At 61.3% G+C, this 22,596-nt stretch carries 25 protein-coding genes; 24 read left to right on the top strand and 1 reads right to left on the bottom strand.

The annotated features are described in order from the left end of the window. Positions 1–38: 38 nt before the first annotated feature. The 20 genes from fliF to HTY61_RS14725 all read left to right on the top strand — a co-directional run bounded on the left by fliF (position 39) and on the right by HTY61_RS14725 (position 18,202). Positions 39–1,724 carry a flagellar basal-body MS-ring/collar protein FliF gene (fliF, locus tag HTY61_RS14820; RefSeq protein ID WP_175277525.1) on the top strand — a complete coding sequence of 562 codons (1,686 nt, stop codon included), beginning with the start codon at positions 39–41 and terminating at the stop codon, positions 1,722–1,724. 1 nt (position 1,725) lies between these two features. Beyond that, positions 1,726–2,574, top strand: a complete 849-nt coding sequence (locus HTY61_RS14815; protein ID WP_175277524.1) for a hypothetical protein — start codon at positions 1,726–1,728, stop codon at positions 2,572–2,574. After that, a complete protein-coding gene (locus tag HTY61_RS14810) occupies positions 2,571–3,815 on the top strand; it encodes a MotB family protein (RefSeq protein ID WP_175277523.1) in 1,245 nt (414 codons plus the stop codon). The genes HTY61_RS14815 and HTY61_RS14810 overlap by 4 nt, the downstream gene beginning before the upstream one ends. Beyond that, on the top strand, positions 3,812–5,047 hold the full coding sequence (locus tag HTY61_RS14805) for a hypothetical protein (RefSeq protein WP_175277522.1): 1,236 nt from the start codon (positions 3,812–3,814) through the stop codon (positions 5,045–5,047). The genes HTY61_RS14810 and HTY61_RS14805 overlap by 4 nt, the downstream gene beginning before the upstream one ends. Further along, positions 5,044–6,531, top strand: coding sequence for a flagellar hook-length control protein FliK (locus tag HTY61_RS19625; RefSeq protein ID WP_175277521.1), 1,488 nt, complete (start codon positions 5,044–5,046; stop codon positions 6,529–6,531). The genes HTY61_RS14805 and HTY61_RS19625 overlap by 4 nt, the downstream gene beginning before the upstream one ends. After that, complete coding sequence (locus tag HTY61_RS14795; RefSeq protein WP_246272817.1) at positions 6,452–7,054, top strand: transglycosylase SLT domain-containing protein; 603 nt, start codon at positions 6,452–6,454, stop codon at positions 7,052–7,054. The genes HTY61_RS19625 and HTY61_RS14795 overlap by 80 nt, the downstream gene beginning before the upstream one ends. A 164-nt stretch (positions 7,055–7,218) precedes the next feature. Further along, entirely contained in the window at positions 7,219–7,977 is a 759-nt protein-coding gene (locus tag HTY61_RS14790; RefSeq protein WP_175277520.1) for a response regulator transcription factor, read from the top strand. 22 nt (positions 7,978–7,999) lie between these two features. Continuing rightward, positions 8,000–9,256 (top strand): flagellar hook protein FlgE, encoded by a 1,257-nt coding sequence (locus HTY61_RS14785; RefSeq protein ID WP_175277519.1) that lies wholly within the window; start codon positions 8,000–8,002, stop codon positions 9,254–9,256. A 76-nt stretch (positions 9,257–9,332) separates the two neighbouring features. Next, the gene (gene flgK / locus HTY61_RS14780) at positions 9,333–10,793 is read left to right on the top strand and encodes a flagellar hook-associated protein FlgK (protein ID WP_175277518.1); all 1,461 of its coding nucleotides are present in this window, start codon (positions 9,333–9,335) and stop codon (positions 10,791–10,793) included. A gap of 4 nt (positions 10,794–10,797) precedes the next feature. Continuing rightward, positions 10,798–11,838, top strand: a complete 1,041-nt coding sequence (locus HTY61_RS14775) for a flagellar hook-associated family protein (protein WP_175277517.1) — start codon at positions 10,798–10,800, stop codon at positions 11,836–11,838. A gap of 31 nt (positions 11,839–11,869) precedes the next feature. After that, positions 11,870–12,217: a flagellar biosynthesis regulator FlaF gene (gene flaF, locus HTY61_RS14770; RefSeq protein WP_175277516.1), complete on the top strand. Its 348-nt coding sequence runs from the start codon at positions 11,870–11,872 to the stop codon at positions 12,215–12,217. Beyond that, positions 12,214–12,669 (top strand): flagellar biosynthesis repressor FlbT, encoded by a 456-nt coding sequence (flbT, locus tag HTY61_RS14765; protein ID WP_175277515.1) that lies wholly within the window; start codon positions 12,214–12,216, stop codon positions 12,667–12,669. Before flaF ends, flbT begins: the two co-directional genes overlap by 4 nt. Before the next feature lie 3 nt (positions 12,670–12,672). Next, positions 12,673–13,083, top strand: coding sequence for a flagellar hook assembly protein FlgD (gene flgD, locus HTY61_RS14760; RefSeq protein WP_175277514.1), 411 nt, complete (start codon positions 12,673–12,675; stop codon positions 13,081–13,083). Then, a complete protein-coding gene (locus HTY61_RS14755) occupies positions 13,083–13,349 on the top strand; it encodes a flagellar biosynthetic protein FliQ (RefSeq protein ID WP_175277513.1) in 267 nt (88 codons plus the stop codon). The genes flgD and HTY61_RS14755 overlap by 1 nt, the downstream gene beginning before the upstream one ends. A 182-nt stretch (positions 13,350–13,531) precedes the next feature. After that, the gene (gene flhA / locus HTY61_RS14750; RefSeq protein ID WP_428978293.1) at positions 13,532–15,538 is read left to right on the top strand and encodes a flagellar biosynthesis protein FlhA; all 2,007 of its coding nucleotides are present in this window, start codon (positions 13,532–13,534) and stop codon (positions 15,536–15,538) included. After that, positions 15,535–16,290 carry a flagellar biosynthetic protein FliR gene (locus HTY61_RS14745; RefSeq protein WP_246272816.1) on the top strand — a complete coding sequence of 252 codons (756 nt, stop codon included), beginning with the start codon at positions 15,535–15,537 and terminating at the stop codon, positions 16,288–16,290. The genes flhA and HTY61_RS14745 overlap by 4 nt, the downstream gene beginning before the upstream one ends. A gap of 1 nt (position 16,291) precedes the next feature. Next, entirely contained in the window at positions 16,292–16,708 is a 417-nt protein-coding gene (locus tag HTY61_RS14740; protein ID WP_175277511.1) for a hypothetical protein, read from the top strand. A 35-nt stretch (positions 16,709–16,743) separates the two neighbouring features. After that, the gene (locus HTY61_RS14735; RefSeq protein WP_175277510.1) at positions 16,744–17,310 is read left to right on the top strand and encodes a rod-binding protein; all 567 of its coding nucleotides are present in this window, start codon (positions 16,744–16,746) and stop codon (positions 17,308–17,310) included. Further along, positions 17,307–17,696 (top strand): hypothetical protein, encoded by a 390-nt coding sequence (locus HTY61_RS14730; protein WP_175277509.1) that lies wholly within the window; start codon positions 17,307–17,309, stop codon positions 17,694–17,696. Before HTY61_RS14735 ends, HTY61_RS14730 begins: the two co-directional genes overlap by 4 nt. Positions 17,697–17,701: 5 nt before the next feature. After that, on the top strand, positions 17,702–18,202 hold the full coding sequence (locus HTY61_RS14725; protein ID WP_175277508.1) for a hypothetical protein: 501 nt from the start codon (positions 17,702–17,704) through the stop codon (positions 18,200–18,202). A 15-nt stretch (positions 18,203–18,217) separates the two neighbouring features. Here the strand turns inward: HTY61_RS14725 and HTY61_RS14720 are convergent, their stop codons facing one another. Further along, a complete protein-coding gene (locus HTY61_RS14720; protein ID WP_175277507.1) occupies positions 18,218–18,643 on the bottom strand; it encodes a hypothetical protein in 426 nt (141 codons plus the stop codon). A gap of 519 nt (positions 18,644–19,162) precedes the next feature. Here HTY61_RS14720 and HTY61_RS14715 point away from each other — a divergent pair. The 4 genes from HTY61_RS14715 to HTY61_RS14700 all read left to right on the top strand — a co-directional run bounded on the left by HTY61_RS14715 (position 19,163) and on the right by HTY61_RS14700 (position 22,584). Further along, the gene (locus HTY61_RS14715; protein ID WP_175277506.1) at positions 19,163–19,744 is read left to right on the top strand and encodes a helix-turn-helix transcriptional regulator; all 582 of its coding nucleotides are present in this window, start codon (positions 19,163–19,165) and stop codon (positions 19,742–19,744) included. Positions 19,745–19,934: 190 nt separating this feature from the next. After that, positions 19,935–21,884, top strand: a complete 1,950-nt coding sequence (locus HTY61_RS14710) for a methyl-accepting chemotaxis protein (RefSeq protein WP_175277505.1) — start codon at positions 19,935–19,937, stop codon at positions 21,882–21,884. Positions 21,885–21,887: 3 nt separating this feature from the next. After that, complete coding sequence (locus tag HTY61_RS14705) at positions 21,888–22,226, top strand: STAS domain-containing protein (protein ID WP_175277504.1); 339 nt, start codon at positions 21,888–21,890, stop codon at positions 22,224–22,226. Further along, on the top strand, positions 22,219–22,584 hold the full coding sequence (locus HTY61_RS14700) for a response regulator (protein WP_175277503.1): 366 nt from the start codon (positions 22,219–22,221) through the stop codon (positions 22,582–22,584). The genes HTY61_RS14705 and HTY61_RS14700 overlap by 8 nt, the downstream gene beginning before the upstream one ends. The last annotated feature ends 12 nt before the right edge of the window (positions 22,585–22,596 follow it).

The raw sequence follows: 22,596 nt of genomic DNA, 5'->3' as shown, positions 1-22,596 counted from the left end.
GCGGGCTACCTTTCCCCCCGATATAGGGAGACGACCCGGTGTTTGAGCAGTTTCAGCAGATCATCAGCAACCTGACCGCTCTTGGAACCCGCAGACTGGCCATCCTGGCCGCTGTTGGTGTGTTTGTTGTGGTGGGCGTCGCCACCGCCGCCTTCTATCTAAACCGGCCGGCATTCGAGCCGATATACATTGGCCTCGAGCCTGACGACGTTACGCGTATGGGCATGGCTCTGGCAGATGCCGGCATCGAGTACGATGTCAACACCGACGGTACTTCGATTCTAGTGCCCGCCGGCAAGACCAGCCGAGCCCGCATGATTCTTGCCGAAAAGGGGCTGCCTAACAGTTCGGGAACCGGCTATGAGCTGTTCGACAATCTCGGTTCGCTTGGCCTTACCGCCTTCATGCAGGAGGTCACCCGCGTCCGCGCATTGGAAGGCGAAATCGCTCGTTCCATCCAGACGATTCGCGGTGTCAAAGGCGCGCGCGTCCACATCGTGCTTGCGGATCGCGGCAACTTCCGTTTCACCGAGCAGACCCCGACTGCATCCGTAGTGGTTCGCTATGAAGGCGCACATGCTGAAGCGAGCGCGCTGGCGATTCGTCACCTGGTCGCGGCCGCGGTACCGGGTCTTCAGGCCGAGAACGTCACCGTGCTTGATGCTTCCGGTCGGCTTCTTGCCGCCGGGGATGATCCGCTGAACAACACCGCGACCAGCAATCTAGGAATCAAGGCAACGGTCGAGAACGAGGTTGCCGACAGCGTGTACAAGGCGTTGGCCCCCTATCTCGGCAACATGAATTTCCGTGTCAGCGTGCAGGCGGACATCAACACGGACCAGAAGCAGATTGAGGAAACGATCTTCGATCCGGATTCACGCGTGGAGCGGTCGGTGCAGGTCGTTCGCAGCGAAGACGCATCGGCCCAGCAGAGCGGCTCAACTCCGGCAACGGTCGAGCAGAACCTACCCGATCAGACGACCGGCGACGGGTCGGGCCCGAGCTCGTCTGAGCGCAGTGAGCGTCGTGAAGAGACCACAAACTACGAGCTCAATACCAAGCGTATCGCCACCATCTCGAATGGCTATTCGGTCAACCGTCTGTCGATTGCTGTGGTCGTCAACCAGGACCGCATAGCGGAAGTGCTGGGCGGCAATGCTGATGCGGCGCAGGTTGAGGCAAAACTAGCTGAAATACGCCAGTTGGCGATCGCTGCGGCGGGTGTTTCCGATGAACGCGGCGACTTGGTGCAAGTAACCGCTGTCGAGTTTATGGAAGGTGTTGACGGAGTGCCCCTGTCCGAACCGGGCATGCTCGATCTTGTTCGCGAGCATCTTGGTACGGTCATCAATGCCCTTTCGTTCGTGGCGGCAACGTTGTTGATTGTCTTTCTTGGACTGCGTCCGCTTGTCAGGGCATTGAGCGGTGATGGAAATACCGCCACCGAAGGCGCAGTTGGCGATGGCGAACTTGGAGATCTGCCCGCACTTGACGACGGTACTCTCGGCGACTCCATGGCAGCATCCGATGATGGCATGAACCTGCCAGGCCTCCCTGAACTTCCGTCCCTTCCGTCGATCGGCGTGAACGCTTCGGCCGACCCGAGTGAATTGCTCGCAAAAATGCGGCCATCGCCTGAAGAACGGTTGACGATGATTGTCGACCTTGATGAGGAGCGTGCTGCCGCCATCCTGCGTCGGTGGGTGAGACAGGAGGCCGCCTGAGTTGAGTCGTTCCGCCCTTTTGGATCTCTTGCCGGATTTGTCGAGTGGTGATCGCCATTTTGCGCCGCCGCGGGCGCCGGGCTTTGAGCCCCTCGTAGAGGCGGCTGGTTCGCGCGAGGAATTCGCGGTGCTTGGCATGCCGGCTGGATTCTCCGGAGTTGCATCGGAGCCAGGTATCGGGTCCGAGCCCGACTCTTGTGTCGAGCATATTATGGCGCCGGATATTGACTTGAGCGGGGAGAGGACTTCGCTCGATGTTGCGACCGAAGAATCTTTGGCGAACGCTGGTCTGACCACTGAATTGCCTGTCGATATTGCCAACGAGCCGGAGGAGGCCGATTCGGACAGTGTTGATCCGGATGCAATTCCACACGTGGACACCTCCCAAGACCGGGGAGAGGAAGACGTAGCTGCCGGTCTCCCCATGCACGAGTTGCTTGAAGCTGCACATCGTGCAGAAATCGGGGATATTGAAAGGGCACACCAGTACGAAATCGCGGAACTGTTCTCGACGAAGCTGCCGAGACTCCGTGGAGAGGTCGTGGAGGCTGTCGCCGGGGAGCTTGCGCCTCTGTTGGCGGCCACCCTGCGGGAAGCGCAGGCAGAAAAAGTGCTCAATTCCTTTGTCGCCGAGATTGGCGCCATGCTGGAAGGTGGAGAGGCGCTACAATTCGAGTTGCACGGCCCCGCCCATCTCATTTCCGCGTTCAAGGAAATGTGGCCGGAGAACGATGTGCCGGTAAAATATGTGGTGGCGGATGGTGCCGATCTGCTTGCTCGTATCGACAAGACCGTAATAGCGACGCGGCTGTCGGAGGTCGATAGACTGATCCAGGAGGCGCTGCGATGAACGGCCCCGATACCGCACAAGAAATCATCATAATCAAGCGTGATCGTGAAGGTGAACACGGTCATCATGGCGGTGCGTGGAAGATCGCCTTTGCGGACTTCATGACCGCATTGATGGCATTGTTTCTCGTGCTTTGGTTGATCAATGCCGCTGACGAGGAAACCAAGAAGGCCGTCGCGAGCTATTTCAATCCTGTAAAGCTTGTCGAACGGAATCGTACCGAAAAAGGCGTTCATGACAGCCAGGGTGTGCAGGATGAGGAACCTGAGAACCCGAACGGCAAGTTTCCTGAATCGATGCCATCCGAGGATGCTCCACAGCAGGAGATCACTGACGCCGAGCTCTTTTCAGACCCCTTTGCGGTTTTGGATGTCATAGCGTCCAACGACGAGCCCAAGGATGTCCAGAACAAGCAGGAAGGCGGCGGTCGCGAGGGCAACGACGCAATCAATGACGCTGCAGGCGGTGAAGCATTTATGGATCCGTTTTCGCCCAATTTTTGGAATGAGGAAATTCGCAATTCCAACGATAGCGGCCAACTCACCGGTATCTACGAGTCCGAAGGTCATAGCGAGGACGCAGATGGCCAAATGGCAGCTGCGCCGGGGGGCGGTGATGGCGAAGGTATTGAGCGTCCAGCGGACGAGAATGACGTGGAAGGAACCGCTGCGCAGGCAAGGGGGATCGATCATCCCAGAATTCCGGAGGGCATTGTGGAAGATGCTATCGACGAAACCGGGAAAGAAGACGAGCGAGCCACCGCTGTTCAGGATGCGGCTTCCGAATTGCGTCGGAAAATTACTGCGGAACTCAACGCGGCATTTGGCGAGGACTCCGAAATTGTGAAGGAATTGGCAGTCACTGCTCAAGGCGATGACGTAATGATTTCGCTGACCGATTCGCTCGACATTTCGATGTACGAAATCGGGTCGGCAGTGCCGTCACCCGAGCTTGTCACTGCGCTCGAAAAGGTAGGCGCCGTATTGGCAGAGCAAGAAGGAGGGGTGCGTATACAGGGTCATACTGATGCTCGGCCGTTCCGCTCAGGCGGCTACGACAATTGGCGTTTGTCGGCGGCACGTGCACAGTCTGCGTACTACATGTTGCTTCGCGGCGGGTTAGAGGAAACGCGGGTTCGTGAGATCTCCGGTTTCGCCGATCGCGAACTTCTGGATGCCGAAGATCCGTTCTCATATCGTAACCGCCGCATTGAGGTGCTTGTGGAGGTGCCTGCCGAATGATGCGGCCGCGCCACAGCGCCAATTTGCTTGCAGCGGGTTTTATCCTGATGGCGTTTGTTGCCGAAGCAGGGACAGCCGTGCCGAACATGGAGCCACACAGGCTCGTGCGCTCGCTACAGAGGATTCAGGACGAGATTGCAGATGGCGACAAGGCAGCAGTCGGCATGCAGCTTGAAATGACAAGGCTCGTTGATCAGAGTTTCCGGCGTCTTGGCGTCGATGCATTCGAAGACGTCAGGACGGCAACTGCGTTGATTTCCTATTCTATGCTCGGCGGCAACCCGAGCACTCTTGAAGAGCATTTGGCCGATCTCGGCAGCGAGAAAAGCGAGCTGGCGGAGCTCGGCTATGCCGTGCTGTCCTACCAGAAGGGCGCATCGCAGGAAGCTTTGGTGCGGCTTAGGGCTATCGATCCGTATAGATATGGCGGATTGTTTGGTGCTTCCATCGCCTTGGTTCGAGGTCTGCTCACTGAGGATGATTTGGAGGCCGTCGCGGATTTTGACACTGCAAGGCTTCTGGCGCCCGGTACCCTTATCGAGGAAGCTGCCTTGAGGCGCCTGATGTCGATCCACCGGCGTGACGGCAATACCGAAGCGTTTTTGCGGGTGGCCAGCCGCTATGCGCGTCGCTTTGTCGCCTCGCCCTATGCCCTTCAGTACGCCCAGGAGTTCGCTGCAGGAGTCGTGGCGCTTGGCGATCGGATGGACATGGACAAAGTGCTCGAGATTTTAAAGTTCATGCCCAGACCCTACCGTGAGGCGTTGACGCTTCGCCTGATGCATACAGCTACGATCGAGGGAAAGCCCGATATCATCACTCGCATCGATTCGCTTGCGCCGAAAAGTGGTTCAGGGGAGCGCGCTGAAGTAACTCAGGAGGAGTTGGCAGACTACTCCGCGCGCCAACAGTTTTATTCCCTGATAGCGGGGATAACTTCATCCAACGTGCGGGAAGTGGCTGTAGAGCTTCGCAAGCTTGATACGAATGTTTTGACAGATGGCGATCGCAATCTGTTGCGCGCCGTGCTGGCGGTTGCGGATGCCGTGACCAATCCGGTCCAACCGCTTCCCGAACCCGAATCCGTGAAACAACCGGATCATCGGGAAGGCATTCTCTATGAGGCTGCCACCCAACAAGTTGAACCGGTGCTCAATGACTTCGAGGATTTCGTCGGAGGTATGCGAAGTACCTTGGAGGCCGTCGACCAATTGCTGGAGGAAATCGAATGATCAGCAATGTGATCACTAGTACGCCGGCAGCAACTGCGTCGTCCGGAGGCCGGCATTCCGGGCGCATTGCGAACAATGGAGCAAGCGCTTTCAGCGATGCGCTTGAGAAGAGGGGGGGGGACGAGGCCGGAGTCGCGGCCGAAAAGGCCGAAAAGGGGGAACAACGGCCCGGCGGCGCCTTCGCGACCCCGCGCTGGCACACGGCGATCGATGCCGGTCCGTCCGGCGCCGGGTTCGCAGCGGGAAAGGCCGGCGATGCCGGGGAAGGCGCGGCTGCGGAAGGCGCGCCTTCGGAGCTTGCGGCGGAACTGCTGGCAGCCGCTTCCGGCGCCGGGGCCGGAAGTGCCGGGGCGTCGGATGTTCCCGGACGGCACGCGGCCGGCGCGGGAAATGCTGCGATGCCGGCGGGTGACGTGCCGGCCGGCAAGGGCGCGGGCCTGCAGGCCGGCGCGAATGCCGATGCTGCTGCGGGTGGCAAGGCGGGTCTTCCAGGCGCCCACGCGCCGACCGGCATGGTTCTCGGCAATGCCGGGGCACAAGAGGCCCTGTCCGGGCCCGATCCGGATGCCGGAAATGCCGCCCGCATCGTCAACGGGGCGGCCGGCCGCCAGGTGCCGGTAGCGGAAATCGCCGCGGTGGTGGCAGGTCTCCGGACCGGCGGCGCCGGTGCGGAACCCGTCCAGGACGCCGCCAAGGCGGCGCGCGGCCGGAATGCCGCGGCCCCCAGTTCGCAAGCAGGCTCCGATGATGTCGCGACAGGCGATATGGCGAAACTCGCGAAAGCCTTGACGGCCAGGGACGGGTCGGCCGGAGACGGCTACCGCATCATCGGCAATGCGCGTTCGGAGCCGCGAGGCGTCCGGGGCGATCTGGCCAAGGGAGCGAAGCCGGCCGCGTTCGAGCCCGCCGCGCTGACCGCAAGGCCATCCGGTTCGTTCGAGGTGCCGTCAGGCAATGGCGAAACGCCTGCCGGTCGCCAGGTCGCGGATGCCGTGCTTCGCGGAATGGAGGAAATGTCCGCCACGCGCATGACCTTGAATGCCGGCACGTCGCAAGCCGGCCGCACCGTGAAGACCATGCGCCTGCAGCTTCGTCCGGCCGAGCTTGGAGCGGTGAATATCCGGCTGCAGTCCGTCGGCGGCGAGATGCAGGTATCAATCCACGCGGAGTCCGACCGGACGGCGCAGATGCTCAACAATGATTCCGACACCATCCGGTCGGCATTGCGGGCCATCGGCATTTCCGGCGCGGACGTCGTCGTGACGTCCAATCGCAATGAAGGCCTGCAGAACCAGCCCTTCGGAGCCCAGGATCGCGATGCCGCCGGCCACCAGTCCGGCGCCAGGGAGGATCACCAGGGTGCCTCGAATGAATCGCGCCAATCCTACCAGGAAGCACGTTCAAATGACTCTGTTTTTGGTCAAGCCGCTGGCGATGATGCTGGTCGGAGCGGGCCTGGCCGCGACGGCCGCATTGTCATCTAGCCCTGCCGTCGCAGCCGGATCGGAGCAGGCGGGAATTTGCGAGCGTCATGTGTCGCGCGCTGCGCGCAAGTACGGCATCCCGCTCGGCATTTTCTATGCGGTCGGCTTGACCGAATCCGGCAGGAAGGGCGGGTTGCATCCCTTCGCCATGAACATTGCAGGGGAAGCGAGATTTCCCGCTACGGTTGAAATGGCGATGCGGGAATTCCACGATGCCCGGCGCCGCGGCATTCGTCTGATCGACATGGGCTGCATGCAGATCAATCATTACTACCACAGGGAAAACTTTCCGTCCGACCTGGCCATGTTCGACCCGGCCCGCAATGTCGAGTACGCGGCGAAATTTCTCAAGGAATTGAAGGACAAGCATAAGACATGGTCGATGGCCGTCGCCCGCTATCACGCCGGGCCGGACAACGATCCCGCCCAGAAGAAATACGTCTGTCGCGTCATCGGCAACATGGTGGCCGCGGGAATTGGAAAATGGACGCCGGAATCCCGAAGCTTTTGCAACCGAAAGTAGTCCGTCCTCGGCGGGCGTGATCCGTCCGCCCCGCGTGATTCGCTTTGCTGGGCCATGAAATGGTTAACAAAGCAATATGTTACTTGTCGCGATTGTGGAAAGCTTTTGCGTTTCGTTAAGCCGGAGTTGCCGAAACGAAGATGTGATTCGGGCTGGGGGATGAAATGATTATCATCGTCGATGACCGCGACCTTGTTCGCCAAGGTTTTTCCGGTATGTTCCAGCGTATTGGGTATCCTGTATATGGTGTATCTGGAGAAGAGCTTCCGGGTTGGCTTGAGTCAATCTGCTCGAACGAAATAGAATCGATTGAAGCTTTTCTTGTCGGGCAAACGAATATCGATTTCTGCCCGGTGGCGAAAATTCGCAGCATAACAAAACTTCCCGTCATAGGTGTACTGGAGCAGAATTCCCTGCCGGACATTCTTCAGCTGTTCGAGGCCGGCGCCGACGATGTCGTCCGCAAGCCGATTCACGTGCGGGAAATTCTTGCGCGCATCGCCGCAATAAGGCGCCGCAGGGAGGTGACGCGCACCGTGTTCGAATATGGCCGCTTGCGGGTCTACACCGACGGGCGTGATCCCGAGATCGACGGAAAGTGTTTTCCGTTGCCGCGCCGCGAGCGCCGGATCCTGGAGTATCTTGCCTCGAACGGCGAGCGTCGCGCTACGCGCAGCCAGATCTACAATGCAGTCTACGGCCTGTTCGAGCAGGACGTGGAGGAATGCGTGATCGAGAGCCACATTTCCAAGCTGCGCAAGAAGCTGCGCAAGGTGCTCGGATACGAGATCATCGATTCCAAGCGCTTCCTTGGCTATCGCCTGGCGATCAAGGTCGATCAGTCCTCCGTCGGAGAAAGCGACCGCGACGTGGAGATCGCGTCGGGCAGCTTCGGACAAGATTTGCAAGCTACGCTCGGGTGAAACCGAACGGAGGGAAGACCTCATGAGTCTTTACGGAATGATGCGTACCGGCGTGTCCGGTATGCAGGGACAAGCCAGTAAACTCTCGACAATCGCCGACAACATCGCGAACTCGAACACCACCGGTTACAAGAAATTCAGCGTCGACTTCTCGACGCTCGTGGTCAACAGCGGTGGTGGCAGCTACAATTCCGGCGGCATCATCACGACGGTCCGCCAGGCGGTCTCCCAGGACGGTGTCCTGCAATACACCAATTCCACGACCGATCTTGCGATCGACGGCGACGGGTTCTTCATCGTGCAGGACGCGGAAGGAAATTCCTACCTGACCCGCGCCGGTTCTTTCGTGCCGGACGACGAAGGCAGGCTGATCAATTCAGCCGGCTTCTATCTCGCCGGCTACAGCTACGCGAACGGTACGCCCTCGGTGGTCGTCAACGGCTACAACGGCCTTGAGCCGGTGGTTGTCACCAGCAACGAGATCTCCGCGACTCCCTCGACCGAAGGCGTGTTCAACTCGAACCTTCCCAATGCGGCACCCGTGGTCGCGGGCACGTTGCCGTCCGCGAACGCCGCGACGAGCGAATACACCGAGAAATCGTCGATGGTTGTCTATGACAATCTCGGTGGCGAGGTGCTGCTCGACATCTATTATACCAAGACCGCGGCGAACACCTGGGAAATCACGGTGTTCAACCAGGCCGACGCGACGCCGGGAACATCCTTCCCCTATGCCTCTGCCGCACTCACAAGCGTGAACATCGCTTTCGACGGCGTCACGGGCCAGCTCACGGGCGCCAGCCCCAATTCGCTGACGATTGCTGTTCCGGGCGGCCAGAACCTGACGATCGACATCAGCGGCATGACGCAATTGTCGACGGAATACCTTGTTGCCGAAATCGACGTGAACGGAAATGCGCCGGCAACGATCGAACGGATCGATTTCACAGACGACGGCATCCTTTACGCGCAATACAGCGACGGCACGACACGGGATCTGTATCGCATCGCGCTCGGCTCCGTCGCAAGCCCGGACCAGCTGGTAGCGTTGTCCGGCAATGTCTTCCAGACGACCGACATGTCGGGCGAGGTGCGGATAGGGTTCCCGAATTCGAACGGCAACGGGGCATTGAAATCGGGCGCGATAGAAACGTCCAACGTCGATATCGCCGAGGAACTCACGGAGATGGTCCAGGCACAGCGCAACTATACGGCCAATTCCAAGGTGTTTCAGACAGGTTCCGACCTGATGGACGTTCTGCTCAATCTTAAACGCTAGAGTAAAAGATTAGGGATGGCGTTGGGCTAAACTGAGTTGCCATCAAGCTAAGGGCGACAAAACCGGAGGCGATGAAATGTCCCTTACATCAGCGATAAGGACCGCTCAGAGTTCGTTGCTGAATACTGCGCTTCAGACCGTCGTTACGTCACGCAATATCGCGGAAGCGTCAAACGAGAACTACTCGCGGCGCGATGCGATACTGGTCAGCTCCGACAGTGGTGCTCGGGTGGTCAGCATCCTGCGGGCGACGGACAAGAAGCTGCTCTGGGACGGCCTGCAGGCATATGCGGAGAGCAATGCGCAGTCGGTTATCAGCGAGGGGGCGGACCGTCTTCAGCGGCTGATCAACGGCGTCGAAAACGGGACGGCACCGGCTACGCTGCTCTCCAGTTTCGAGGACGCGTTGCAGCTCTATTCGAACGACGCCTCCAACACGCTTCTCGCATCGTCCGTCATCGACTACGCCAAGGAACTCGTCGACGGCCTGAATTCCTCCTCGCTGGCGATCCAGAGCTACCGCGCCGAAATCGACCAGGAAATCAAGGGAGCGGTTGCGGAACTGAACGATCTCTTGGCGAAGTTCAAGGACGTCAACGACGAGATCGTCCAGGGAACCATCGTCGATGCGGACGTGAACGATGCGCTCGACGAGCGTGACAGCCTGCTCAAGGAAATCTCGCAATACGTCTCGGTGTCCGTCGTCCAGCGCGACAACAACGACTATGTCCTCTACACCGGCCAGGGCGTGACCCTGTTCGAGACGATCCCGCGGGAAGTGACGTTCGACCCGCTGACCGTCTATTCGCCCGGTGTCACGGGCAATTCGATCCGGATCGACGGCATCCCGGTTATCGGCGGTGTCGGGGCCAATACCAGTTCGAGCGGCAAGCTTTCCGCAATGGTACAGATGCGCGACAGCGTTGCCGTTGACATGCAGAGCCAGCTCGACGAGATCGCTCGCGGCCTGGTGACGATATTCGCCGAAAGCGACACCTCGGGTGTCGGGCCGGATCTTGTGGGCCTGTTCACCTGGTCCGGCGCGCCTGCAATTCCCGCAGCTGGCACGATCGAGACCGGAATCGCCATGTCGATCAGTGTCAATCCGGCTTATGATCCGACCGTGGGCGGCGATCCCGAGTATCTGCGCGACGGCGGCTTCAACGGGCCGGCATATGACTGGAACACGACGAACGGCACGGGCTTCTCGGATCGCCTGATCGGCTACCTGGAGGCGATGAGCGCACCGATCCCCACCGATATCAACGCCGGCATCGCCGGAACCTATTCGATATCCGAATACGCGGAGTCGTCGCTCGGCTGGCTTGAATCGTTGCGGTCGCGGGCCTCCGATGCCGCGGACAGCAAGGCGGCCCTCTACGAGCGGCTGAACACTGCGCTTCTTTCCGAGACCGGCGTGAACATTGACGAGGAAATGGCGATCCTCATCGATCTTGAACAGGCGTATCAGGCATCGGCCCGCATCGTGCAGGCGGTCGACGAGATGCTGGATTCGCTCCTGAGCGTCGTGAGATAGGCCGATGCGGATATCCAACATCTCCACGCTATCGGTCTCCCTCGCCCTGCGCTCGGCCACCAACCAGCTTCAGCATGACCTGCCGCGCCTGCAGACCGAGCTGGTCACGGGAAAATATGCCGACAGCGGCCTTTCCCTTGGTGCCGAAAGCCGCAAGCTGGCTGCCTTTGTCGGCGATATCGATCACGTGCAGCAGATGATCGATACCAACGAACAGGTCCGGACGCGCCTGTCCATCACCCAGGAGAGCATGAGCTATCTCGGCGAACTCGCGGACGAGCTCGTCAATGCGGTGGCGATCGTCATGGGAGACCAGAACCAGTATCCCACCGCCCAGCAGACGGCTTCCAACGCGGTTGCCGAGATCGTTTCGGTGCTCAACACCCAGGTCAACGGGGTGTTCGTCTTCGGTGGCCTGAATGTGGATACCAGGCCCATTTCCGACTACGAGACCGGCGGCGGCAAGGCTGCGTTCGACAACGCCTTTCTTCTCCATTTCGGTTTCACCAAGGATGATCCCAACGCAGCGCTGCTGACCGCGGCGGATATCGAGAACTTTCTCACCACGCAGGTCGACCCGCTGTTCATGGGGGCCGGATGGACGGCGAACATGTCCTCCGCCACCGACGAGGTCATCACCTCGCGCATCTCCGCCGGTGTCACCGCCGAAACCTCGGTCAGTGCCAACGAGACCGCCTTTCGCAAGCTGACGATGGCGTCGGTTGTTGCGACCGAACTGTTCGACAGCAACCTGAACGGGGATGCGCTGCTGGGAGTGGCCGACTTCGTGATCTCGCAGGCCGGTTCGGCGGGCGGCGATCTCGTCAAGGTGCGCGGGCAGGTCGGCCTGGTCGAAAACCGGCTGGAGCGTCTCAACGAGGAGCTGACGGCAGAGAAAGGACTGTTGGAAACATTCGCGTCCGAGCTGGTGGCGGTCGACAGCTACGATACGAGCGTCGAACTCAACACGCTGCTGACCCAGATCGAGATTTCATACCAGATAACGGCAAGGATCCAGAGCCTGTCGCTCATGGATTATGTCTGAACCAAACTCGTTTCGAATTGGCTAGTTAAGAATGATAAAGTTGCGCTACGCAGAAATTGAGGAAGACGCGCCAGACCAGGCCCGGGACCGGGAGCGCCAGCTCTTTGACCGATCCATCGAGCTGTTGACCCGGGCGAGCGAAGCGGGCGTGAAGTCCTTCGCATGCGTCGAGGCCATACATTTCACCATCCGCCTCTGGACCGCGCTCATGGAGGACCTGGCAAGCGACGACAACGCTTTGCCGAAGGAACTCCGGGCCAGCCTGATTTCGATCGGGATCTGGGTTCTTCGCGAAGCCGAAGCAATCCGCAAGGGCGAATCCGAGAACATCGATGGCCTGCTTGAAATTGCCAAGATCATTCGGGGCGGGGTGGAATGAAGAGTTCGTTCAAGATCTTTCTGAAGGCCAATGAACGCATTTTCATCAACGGTGCGGTGATAAGGGTCGATCGCAAGGTCTCTCTGGAACTGCTGAACGATGTGCAGTTCCTTCTCGAGAACCATGTCCTTCAGGCCGAGGACGCGACCACGCCGCTGCGCCAGCTCTACTTCATCGTTCAGGTCATGGTCATGTCCCCGAACGACAAGGATGCGGCCATGCCGCTTTTCCGTGAGAGCCTGCCGGCACTGATCACCGCGTTCGACAATTCCAGGATCCTTTCCGACCTGAAGCATGTCGACCGGCTGGTGGCCGAGGAGAAGTACTACGAGGCATTGAAGACCATCCGCGGGCTCTATCCGATCGAGGAGGAAATCCTGCGCAACAATCCGGCCACGGCGAAGCGGCTGGATAACAATGTCGAGCCCATCCGGGAAGCAAGTGCGGGGTAGGAGATGACCGAAGTCACCAGCACAACGAGCAGCACATATGCCGCGGCGGCGCAGTCCACGGCGACGGCGTCGATGGCCAAGGCGAATGTCGACTACGAGTCCTTCCTGCGGCTCCTCGTCGCCGAGCTGAAGAACCAGGATCCGACCGAGCCGGTGGACTCGACGGAATACATCGCGCAGCTCGCGTCCTTCTCCTCGGTCGAGCAGAGCATCCAGACCAATGCCAAGCTCGACGACCTGATCCAGATGGGCTACCTGCAGCAGGCCGGCTCGATCATCGGCCGCACGCTGACCTCGCCCGACGGCGACGTGACCGGGGTGATCGACGAGGTCCGCGTCTTCGACGACGGCATCGTCGCCGTCCTGGAGGGCGGCGAGCAGGTGGTCGTCTCCGGTGGCGTGACGATCAGCTGATGAGCGAGGCCGATGCCCTCGACATCGTCCAGTTCGCGATCTGGACGGTACTGGTGACATCGGGGCCCGTCGTCCTGGTCGCCATGATCGTCGGCGTCGGCATCGCCCTCGTGCAGGCGCTCACCCAGGTCCAGGAAATCACCCTGACCTTCGTTCCCAAGATCGTCGCGGTCCTGCTGTCGGCATCGGTGGCCGCGCCTTTCGTGGGCTCCCAGATCGGTCGTCTGACCGACGTGGTCTTCAGCCGGATGCAGAGCGGCTTCTGACCGCTGCCCGGCGCCTTTTCCGGCCGGCCAAAGCTTGGCGCAAGGATGGGATGGTATCGCGGGACTCACGTTCCGTACGAACCACTCGTCTAAGGTGATTGCTCTTGGCCCTCGTTGACGTCGCTCAGAAACCCGGCATCTCCAACAGCCGCGATATCGCCTTCGCCATCGGCATCGTCGTGATGCTGACGATCCTGTTCCTGCCGGTACCCGTTTTCCTGATCGATTTCGGCCTGGCGCTGTCGCTGGCGTTCTCGGTGCTGATCCTGATGGTCGCGCTGTGGATATCGAAGCCGCTGGACTTCTCGTCCTTCCCGACGATCCTGCTGATAGCGACGATGCTGCGCCTGTCGCTGAACATCGCCACGACCCGCACGATCCTCTCCGAGGGCCAGCACGGCACCGAGGCGGCGGGGCATGTCATCAGCGGTTTCTCGCGCTTCGTGATGAGCGGCGATTTCGTCATCGGCCTCGTAGTCTTCTTCATTCTCGTGGTGATCAACTTCCTGGTCATCACCAAGGGTTCGACCCGCATCGCCGAGGTCGGCGCCCGCTTCACCCTCGACGCGATTCCCGGCAAGCAGATGTCGATCGACGCCGATCTTTCCGCCGGCATCATCGACGAGCAGGAGGCGCGCGACCGCCGCAAGGAACTGGAGGAGGAGAGCTCCTTCTACGGTTCGATGGACGGTGCCTCCAAGTTCGTGCGCGGCGACGCGATCGCGGGCCTGATCATCACCGCCATCAACATTATCGGCGGGATCATCATCGGCTACACCCGCCACGGCATGACGGTGTCCGAGGCGGTCGACGTCTTCACCAAGCTGTCGGTCGGCGACGGTCTCGTCTCGCAGATTCCCGCGCTGATCGTCTCCCTTGCCGCGGGCCTTCTCGTTTCCAAGGGCGGCACGATCGGATCGGCGGACAAGGCCGTTCTCGACCAGCTCGGCAACTACCCCCGCGCGCTTTTCGTGGCGGCTGCCATGCTGTTCCTGCTCGGCCTTATGCCGGGCCTGCCCTTCGTTCCGTTCGTCATGCTGTCCGGCATCCTGGCCGGCATCGGATACATGCGTCCGCTGGTTGCCGCGCGCCGCGCCGCCGAGGAGGAGAAGGCGGCCGAGGAGGAGCGCAGCAAGATGCAGAGCGAGGAGCGCGATTCGGTCAGGGAATCGCTGCGGTCCTCGGAACTCGAACTGGTGCTCGGCAAGCAGCTTGCCGCCAAGCTGGTCCCCAACCGCCAGGAAATGGCGTTCCGCATGAAGAAGATGCGCAAGCGCTTCGCCGCGGATTACGGTTTCATCGTGCCGGAGATCCAGATCACCGACGATTTTGGCATCGATCCGAAATCCTACCAGATCAAGGTCCACGGCACCGTGGTCGCGGAATACTCCATGCGCATCGGCGAGCTGATGGTCTTTGCGGAGCCGAACCAGTTGAAGGGCATTCCCTTCGAGATCGTCCGCGAGCCGGCCTACGGCATCGAGGCGATATCGGTTCCGGAGACATTCGGCGAGGACCTGAAGACCGCGCGCATCCCGACCGCCGACAATGTCGCTGTCGTCCTCACGCATCTCAGCGAGGTTATCAGGAACAACCTGCCGCAGCTCTTCTCCTACAAGACGATGAAGGCGATCATCGAGCGGCTCGACCCGGAATATCGCAAGCTGACCGAGGAGATCTGCACCACCCACTCCTCCTATCCCGGCCTGCAGGCGGTCCTGAAGCTGCTGCTCGCCGAGCGCGTCTCGATCCGCAACCTTCCGCTCATCATCGAGGCGGTCGCCGAAATCGCGCCGTCGACCCGCCGCACCGAAAGCATAGTCGAACACGTGCGCGGGCGCATGGCGCAGCAGATCTGCGGAGACATCACCGAACATGGCGTCCTGCATGTCCTGCGTCTCGGCAACCGCTGGGATCTCGTGTTCCGCGAAAGCCTGAAACGCGACGCAAAGGGCGAGATTCACCAGTTCGATATCGATCCCCGTCTGCTCGAGGAATTCGGCACCGAGGTGAACAAGAAGATCGAGGACTTCAAGAAGCAGAACCGCAGGTTCGCGATCATCACCTCGCCCGAGGCGCGTCCCTATGTGCGCATGATCGTGGAGCGCCTGCATCCGGACACGCCGGTTCTATCGCACCTGGAAATCGGCAAGGGCATCGAAATCCGCATTCTCGGGTCCGTCTCGTGATCACCGCGCTGTCCGCCGACCTGCTGGCGGCCTTCCTCGTGTTCTGCCGTGTCGGCGCCTGTTTCATGGTGCTGCCGGGAATGTCCTCCGCACGCGTGCCGCCACGAATCCGCATTCTCGCCGCGTTTGCGGTTTCCGTCGCCGTGGCTGCCTTCGTCGCCCCGAAGCTCCAGATCCTGCTCGCCAACCCGTCCGCGCTCCTGCTCATGCGACTGATTGCCAGCGAGATCGTGATAGGAACATTTTTCGGGCTCCTGGCGCGGTTCTACCTCCTGGCGCTGGAGTTCATCATTTCCGGGATCGGCATGTCGATCGGCTATGGCGGCATGCTGGGGGCCAGCGTCGATGGATTCGAGATGCAGTCGGCGCTCACCGCTTTCGTGTCATTCAGCGCGTTGCTGGTGCTCTTCACGCTCGATTTCCATCACCTGGTCATCGCCACGCTGCTTGGCTCCTACGACGTGATGCCGATGGACCAGTTCCCGTCGACGCGCCTCCTGCTCGTGAATCTCCTTGATGTCCTGCGCGAAAGCTTCATCGTGGCGCTTCGGCTGGGTAGTCCGTTCATCGGCTTCGCGATCATCGTGAACCTCACCGTCGGCCTCATCAACAAGCTGGCGGTGCAGATACCGATCTACTTCATTTCGCTGCCCGCCGTGCTCGGACTAGGATTGATGGTCCTCTACTTCGCCATCCCCTATCTCCTGAGCCAGTTCGGGCAGTCCTTTCCCTCCGTTTTCACCCTGAGCTGACATGGCTGGCCCGAACAGAGACTTCGCAAGGCTGCTTCGCATACAACGCGCGATGAAGGCATTGCGCGAGCGCGACCTTGCAGACGCCCGGAACCGGTCGGCATCCGCGGGCCGGGCCCTGGAGGATCTCGAACGCATGGTTGCGGAAGGCAGTACGGTGGCGCGCCTGTTTCCCGATCTGCTTGCCGGCCACATGCAGGACACCCTTTCCGAAAAGGCCGCAGCCGACCGGCAGGTACGGGAATCCGGCGACCGGGTGGTGAAGGAAAACCGCAAGCTCGAGGTGATCGAGGAGCGATACCATCAACAACGCCGGTCCGACGAGAACCGGGCGGAGGAGGCCGAACGGTCCGAGGTGCTGGATCAGCGGGTTGCCGGCTTGCTGTCAGCTTCAAGCAAGTTTGGAAGGATACGCTGAGGCCGTCTGACACGAATGTTCCGGAACTGCGACCGATGGCCGTCGAATTTCCATCCGACCTGATTCTTGACGTGGCGCGCGCCGCCGATCCCGCCAGCGTTCGCCGGCTGGAGGCGCGCCTCAACACCGGCAAGTCCGCCGAGGCAACCGCGTCGGCGACCGAAATCACCGGAGCCGGCACTCGCCTTTCGCGCGAAGCGAGCGGAAAGGACGTGACGGAGATCGGCAAGAAATTCGAGGCCGTTCTCCTCACGACCATGATCGAGGACATGATGACCGAAACCGGCGAGAGCTATTTCGGTGGCGGATTCGCCGGCGATGTCTGGAAGTCGATGATGGCCGAGCAGATCGCCGCGCAGGTTGCCGAGACAGGGAATCTCGGTTTCGCATCGAGCATAGCGGACTACGTGGTTCGGCAAGGCGAGACGGTCGAGCCCGTGCGCGGCGTGAATGACAGGGAGCTGGAATCAGACAAGGCGCGTCTGCTGGACGCGGCGCGGCGCGGTACCCAGGAGATCAGCCGGGATTTCATTCGTGACGTGATGTCGCTTGACGACAGCGGAACCGGCAATTGGCAGACAACGGGGAAGACTGAAACATGAAAACGGCAAGCCACGCGAAGGGACAGAACACCAGCCTGAGCAAGAGCCAGCTCAAGGCGCTGATCACGCGTGTTGGTTCCACCATCGAGGCTGAGACCAGGATGCTGCGGAAGAATCCGGCAGCGGACATCTCTGCGACGAATGCGCGGAAGAATCGCTGCCTGTACGAGCTGAACCTGGTTTCGCGCGAGTTGACGCCCGGGGACATAGACGAGGACATCCGTTCGGAACTGCTTTCGCTGCGAAAGAAGGTCGACGAGAATGCAGGCGTGCTTCGCGCCTGCATGACGGCCACCAAGGATGTCATCGACATGCTGGGTGACGCCATCGTGAACGCCGAATCCGACGGCACCTATCCGCTGGCAGCGCGCCGGCCGGCGGAATAGGGACAATGCTGGGGCAGTTCGCCTTCGGCTTCTTGGTTGCCGCCGTGACGCTGGGCGGCATCTACCTGGGGCAGGCCGTTTCCGTCGCGCAGAGTGGCGGGGCGGACAGCGGGGGATATGCCGCTCACGACGGCGATTCCGGCGACTTTCACACTGACCTGTTCGCCATTCCGCATGTCGACGAGAACGGCATTGTCGGCTATCTGACCGGTCGCTTCGTGGTTCGGACCAATCCGGAACAGGCGGCCGCCTCGCGCATGCCGATCGACACCCTGATATTCGACTCCCTGAGCCGGCACTTCTACGCGCAGGCGGGCGCGTTCGCGACTGCAACCGGCTGGAGCCGGCTTCGCGAATCGCTGGAGGATTTGCGGACCCTCGCCAACGAGACCGCCGGAGCCGAGGTCGTGGCGGAGGTGCTGATCGAGCAACTCGACTATTTCTCCAAGGAGGATGTCAGAATGGGAGACGAGCAGGAATTCGGCCCTTCCGCGGAAATCGAGTGAAGCGGAACCGGCCGGTCAGTTGTCGTCTTCGTTCTCGCCGGCGATCTTCTCGTAGAACCTGGCTTTCTCGATGATGAACATGTCGGTGCGCAGGCCCGCGCGGTCGGCGCAATGTCGTCTCGGATCGACGCCCTCCGGCAGGGCAGCACCGAACTCGATATACAGATCGTTGGTGACGCGGGGCACGACGAGCTCGGAATCCTCCTGGCGGACATCGCCGCCGCCATACTCGATGCCCATCACGCAATAGCCGACCTTCTCCGATTGCGAATAGATCGGAACGGCGATCTGCGGCAGTTTCACGCCGGTCTCCGGGGCGGGTTCCTCTACCTTGACCGGAACTTCCGTGTCGGGCCGCGAGACCAGCACCTGCAGGAACACGCCCGCGACGGCTGCGACCGAGGCGGTGATTCCGGCAATGGAATAGTGTGTGATGTTCATTGACGCGCTAGCTGTCCGTTGGCGAAACCGTCCCGCCGTCCGATGGGGTCCGGAGCCCGGCATTCCGGGTCCGTGTCGTGCGCATTTTACCGCCTGGCGCTTGCGCGGAGCTATTCAATCCCTGTGGAGAAAGGCAGGGGAGGTCTTTTCCGGAAGGGAAACAATCTGTGTGATGATGGGTTTGAAGGAAGGGTAGGGCTCAGCTGTCGCGCGTCACGGGGAATTGATCCTGCCATGCAATAGGAGGGAGTTCGACAGCGCCGCCGCAGGCGGCACGGGCGAGACCGTTACAGGCGTATGCGCGGCATTGCCCAAGCGCTCCGGAACGGTTCCGGTATCGGAATGGAACAACAATAAGAATGGGCACGGACAATGCACCCTAGATCGCTTCCCGCCGGCGTTCTTTCGACCACCGCCGAAAAAAAGGTCGATTCCAAGGCGATTGTCGCCGAGCTAAGCACAGTTGCGCAATCGGGACGATATGCGATTTTTCGCTTGGTCAGGAACAGCCAGATACGGATGCAGATGATCGAGTCGTCGCTCGATCCGGACGTTTCGGCCTACGTGTCGGAAGTCCTGGCGGACGAAACGTCGGAACTTTCTATCCGGACATGCGAGGCCCGGATGCCCTTCACCTGGACGTTCGCATCCGATCCCGCGGTGTGCCGCCGGGCGAAGGCCGGTGCGGGTGATGCATGGGCCGAACTGGCGGGTTCCGTGTTCCACGTCTACTTCCGCTGCTGTTCGGCGGCGGAAAGGCTGGTCTTCATCGGCCAGTCGGCACCCGGCGCCGAACCGCTGGACAGCGAGTCGCTGTTCTACTGTCACGGCCTGGCCCAGCTGCTTTTCGATCAGTTTTCCCTGTGTTCGCCGGTCCGCGGCGGCACCTCGATTCGGGTGACGGCGCGCGAGCGCGAATGCCTGCGCTGGTGTGCCGAGGGCAAGACCAGCGAGGAGATCGGCATCATCCTCTCGCTGTCCACGCACACCGTGAATCACTACCTCATCAGCGCGACCAAAAAGCTCAATGCCGTGAACAGGATGCACGCCATCACCATAGCCATCCGGCACGGCATCCTCGATATCAACGCCGAGCCCTGAGCGTTTAATTTTCGTTAAGGTAAATCGGCTTAGTTGGATCCCTGCTTGGACGGCATTTCGCCCGGCATGAAGCCCCTCCCAAGCCCCGGAAAATCCGGAATGTTGAGAACATCTCCGTTCCAGGGGCCGATAGGGTATGGGAAACCCCGAAAATCTGACGATGCATGCCGGACAGGGAAAGACGAGCCGTTTGAACCTGTCAAACGGGTTGAAGCTCTTCGCCGCCGGCATTGCTGTCGTCTTCGTGGTGCTCTCCGCCCTTGCCAACTATCGCACGGCGGTGACCAGCATCGGCAGCGACGACTACCGACGCATAGCCGAGGGCAAGGCGCTCGTCGCCGACATATTGCCGCCGACCTCCTACGTGATCGAGGCCTATCTCGCGATCATCCAGGCCTCCCAGGAGCCGTGGAACCGTGACAAGCATTTCGCGACTTACCGCGCCCAAAAGGACGCCTACTACGCGCAGTTGAAGAACTGGGAGACGCTCGACCTTCCCGAAAGCCTGCGCAAGCTCATCGTCATCGACTCGCCGACTGTCCTCGACCGCTTCTGGATCGAGGCGGAGAACAATTTCTTTCCCAAGCTGGAGAATTCCGGCGGCATCGGCCTCGGGGCGGCCGAGATCAACCAGTCGCTTGGCGTGCTCAAGGAGCGGTTCCTCGAGCACAAGGCGATCGTCGTTCGCGCCTCGGAGGAGGCGATATCCTATCTTGCCTCGGTCGAGGAGCAGAGCGAAAGCCGCAAGCAGCTGATCGGCTGGATCCATCATGGCGTGACGGCGGTTTCGCTTTTGCTGATCGCCGGACTCCTGTTCTGGGCCGGTCGCGCCGTCGTCCGGCCGCTGGTGAACATCGCCGGCTACACCGCCGATCTCGCGCATGGGCGCACCGAAGCGGACGTGCCCTATGTCCATCGCGGCGACGAGGTCGGCCTTATCGCCCGGGCGCTGACCGTCTTCCGCCAGGTGACGGCGGACAAGCTCGCGGCCGAGAGCGAGGCTGCGGCCGAGCGTCGCCGGATGGAGGACGTGAAGGCGCAGGCCGATGCCGAGCGCGCCGCCAGGGCCGAGCGGACCAATCGCGCCGTCGCGCTGCTCGGCGACGCGCTCAACCGGCTCTCCGAGGGCGATCTCGATTGCCGGATCGAGGAAGCCTTTGACGACGAGCTGGAAACCCTGCGCACCGATTTCAACCTGGCGCTTGCCCGCATTGCGGAAGTGCTCGGCGAGATCGCGGCCGCCGCCGGGACGATCGAGGCCGGCACCCGCGAGATCGTTTCCGCGTCGGACAACTTGTCGCGGCGCACCGAGCAGCAGGCCGCCTCGCTCGAGCAGACCGCGGCGACGCTGGACGAGATCACCGTTACGGTCGAGAAGTCGTCCGAGGGCGCCGAGAACACGCGCCGGATCGTTCATGCCGCCCGCCAGGATGCCGAGCAGAGCGAGGAGGTGGTCGGCCGCGCGCTCGAGGCCATGTCCGGTATCGAGAAGTCGGCGGCGGAGATCAACCAGATCATCTCGGTGATCGACGAGATCGCCTTCCAGACCAACCTGCTCGCGCTGAACGCGGGTGTCGAGGCGGCACGTGCAGGCGATGCCGGCAAGGGATTCGCCGTGGTCGCGCAGGAGGTCCGCGAGCTGGCGCAGCGCTCGGCCGGCGCGGCGAAGGAGATCAAGCAACTGATCGCCAGGTCGTCCGACCAGGTTTCCGCGGGCTCGGAGCTGGTCAACGCGACCGGCGAGACGCTGCACCGCATCGCCGGCCAGGTCGTCGAGATCGCCTCGGTGATCGACGGGATCGCCAATGGTGCGCGCGAGCAGTCCGCGGCCATCAAGCAGCTCAATGCCGCGGTCGGCGAGATGGACGGGACCACCCAGCAGAATGCTGCCATGGCCGAGCAGGCGACGGCGTCGAGCCAGTCGCTTTCGCGGGAGGCCGAGCGTCTCGCCGCCCTTGTCGCGCTCTTCAGGATGGCCGGGGATCGCGGCGCGACCGGTTCATCCCCCGGAACTTCCCAATCCCGCTCCGAAAGCCCCTCTGCCCGTCCGGCCCGCGAACCCGCAGGCCGGGTTCGGGGAGCCGTCCGCGGCCGCAGCGTGGGCAATGTCGCACTCAAAGACGAATGGGAGGAATGCTGATCCATGACGATTGCAGTCGGTAACAACCCCCTGGCCGAGTGCCTGACGGAAAGCGAAAGCGGTTTCGAGCTTTCGTTGCCGGAAAGCCTTCCCGGCGAACTGGCGACGCATGTTGCGGACCTCCTCCTGGCCGCGCGCGGCAAGCCGGTCGCGGTCGATGCGGGATCCGTGAAGCGTATCGACACGCCGTGCATACAGGTGCTCCTGTCGGCCGCCCGCTGCTGGCGGGACGACCGCCTGCCCATGTCGATTTCTGCGCAGTCCGAAATGTTCTCGGACAATCTGACCACCCTCGGCCTGACAACGGCTGAATTGGAAGTAGGGGATGCCAACCATGTCTAAGAAGGTTCTGACCGTGGATGACTCGCGCACCATGCGCGAAATGCTTCGTCACACCCTGTCCAGTGCCGGTTTCGAGGTCGTGACCGCCGAAGACGGGGCGGACGGCATCAAGAAGCTGGAAGAGTCGCAGCCGGACGTTGTCATTACGGACATCAACATGCCTGTTATGGACGGGTTCGAGTTCATCGAGAACGTCCGCAAGAACGCCGAGTACAACCGTGTTCCGATCCTGGTGCTGACGACCGAGAGTGCACCGGAGAAGAAGCAGCGTGCGCAGAACGCCGGCGCGACCGGCTGGATCGTGAAGCCCTTCGACCCTGAGAAGCTGACCAGGGCCGTCAATCGCGTGATGCCCTGAGGCGGACCGGAC

The organism is Oricola thermophila (assembly GCF_013358405.1).
GTDB classification, from domain to species: Bacteria; Pseudomonadota; Alphaproteobacteria; order Rhizobiales; family Rhizobiaceae; genus Oricola; species Oricola thermophila.
Note: the sequence above shows the minus strand (reverse complement) of the source record. Positions and strands in the feature narration are given on the sequence as shown.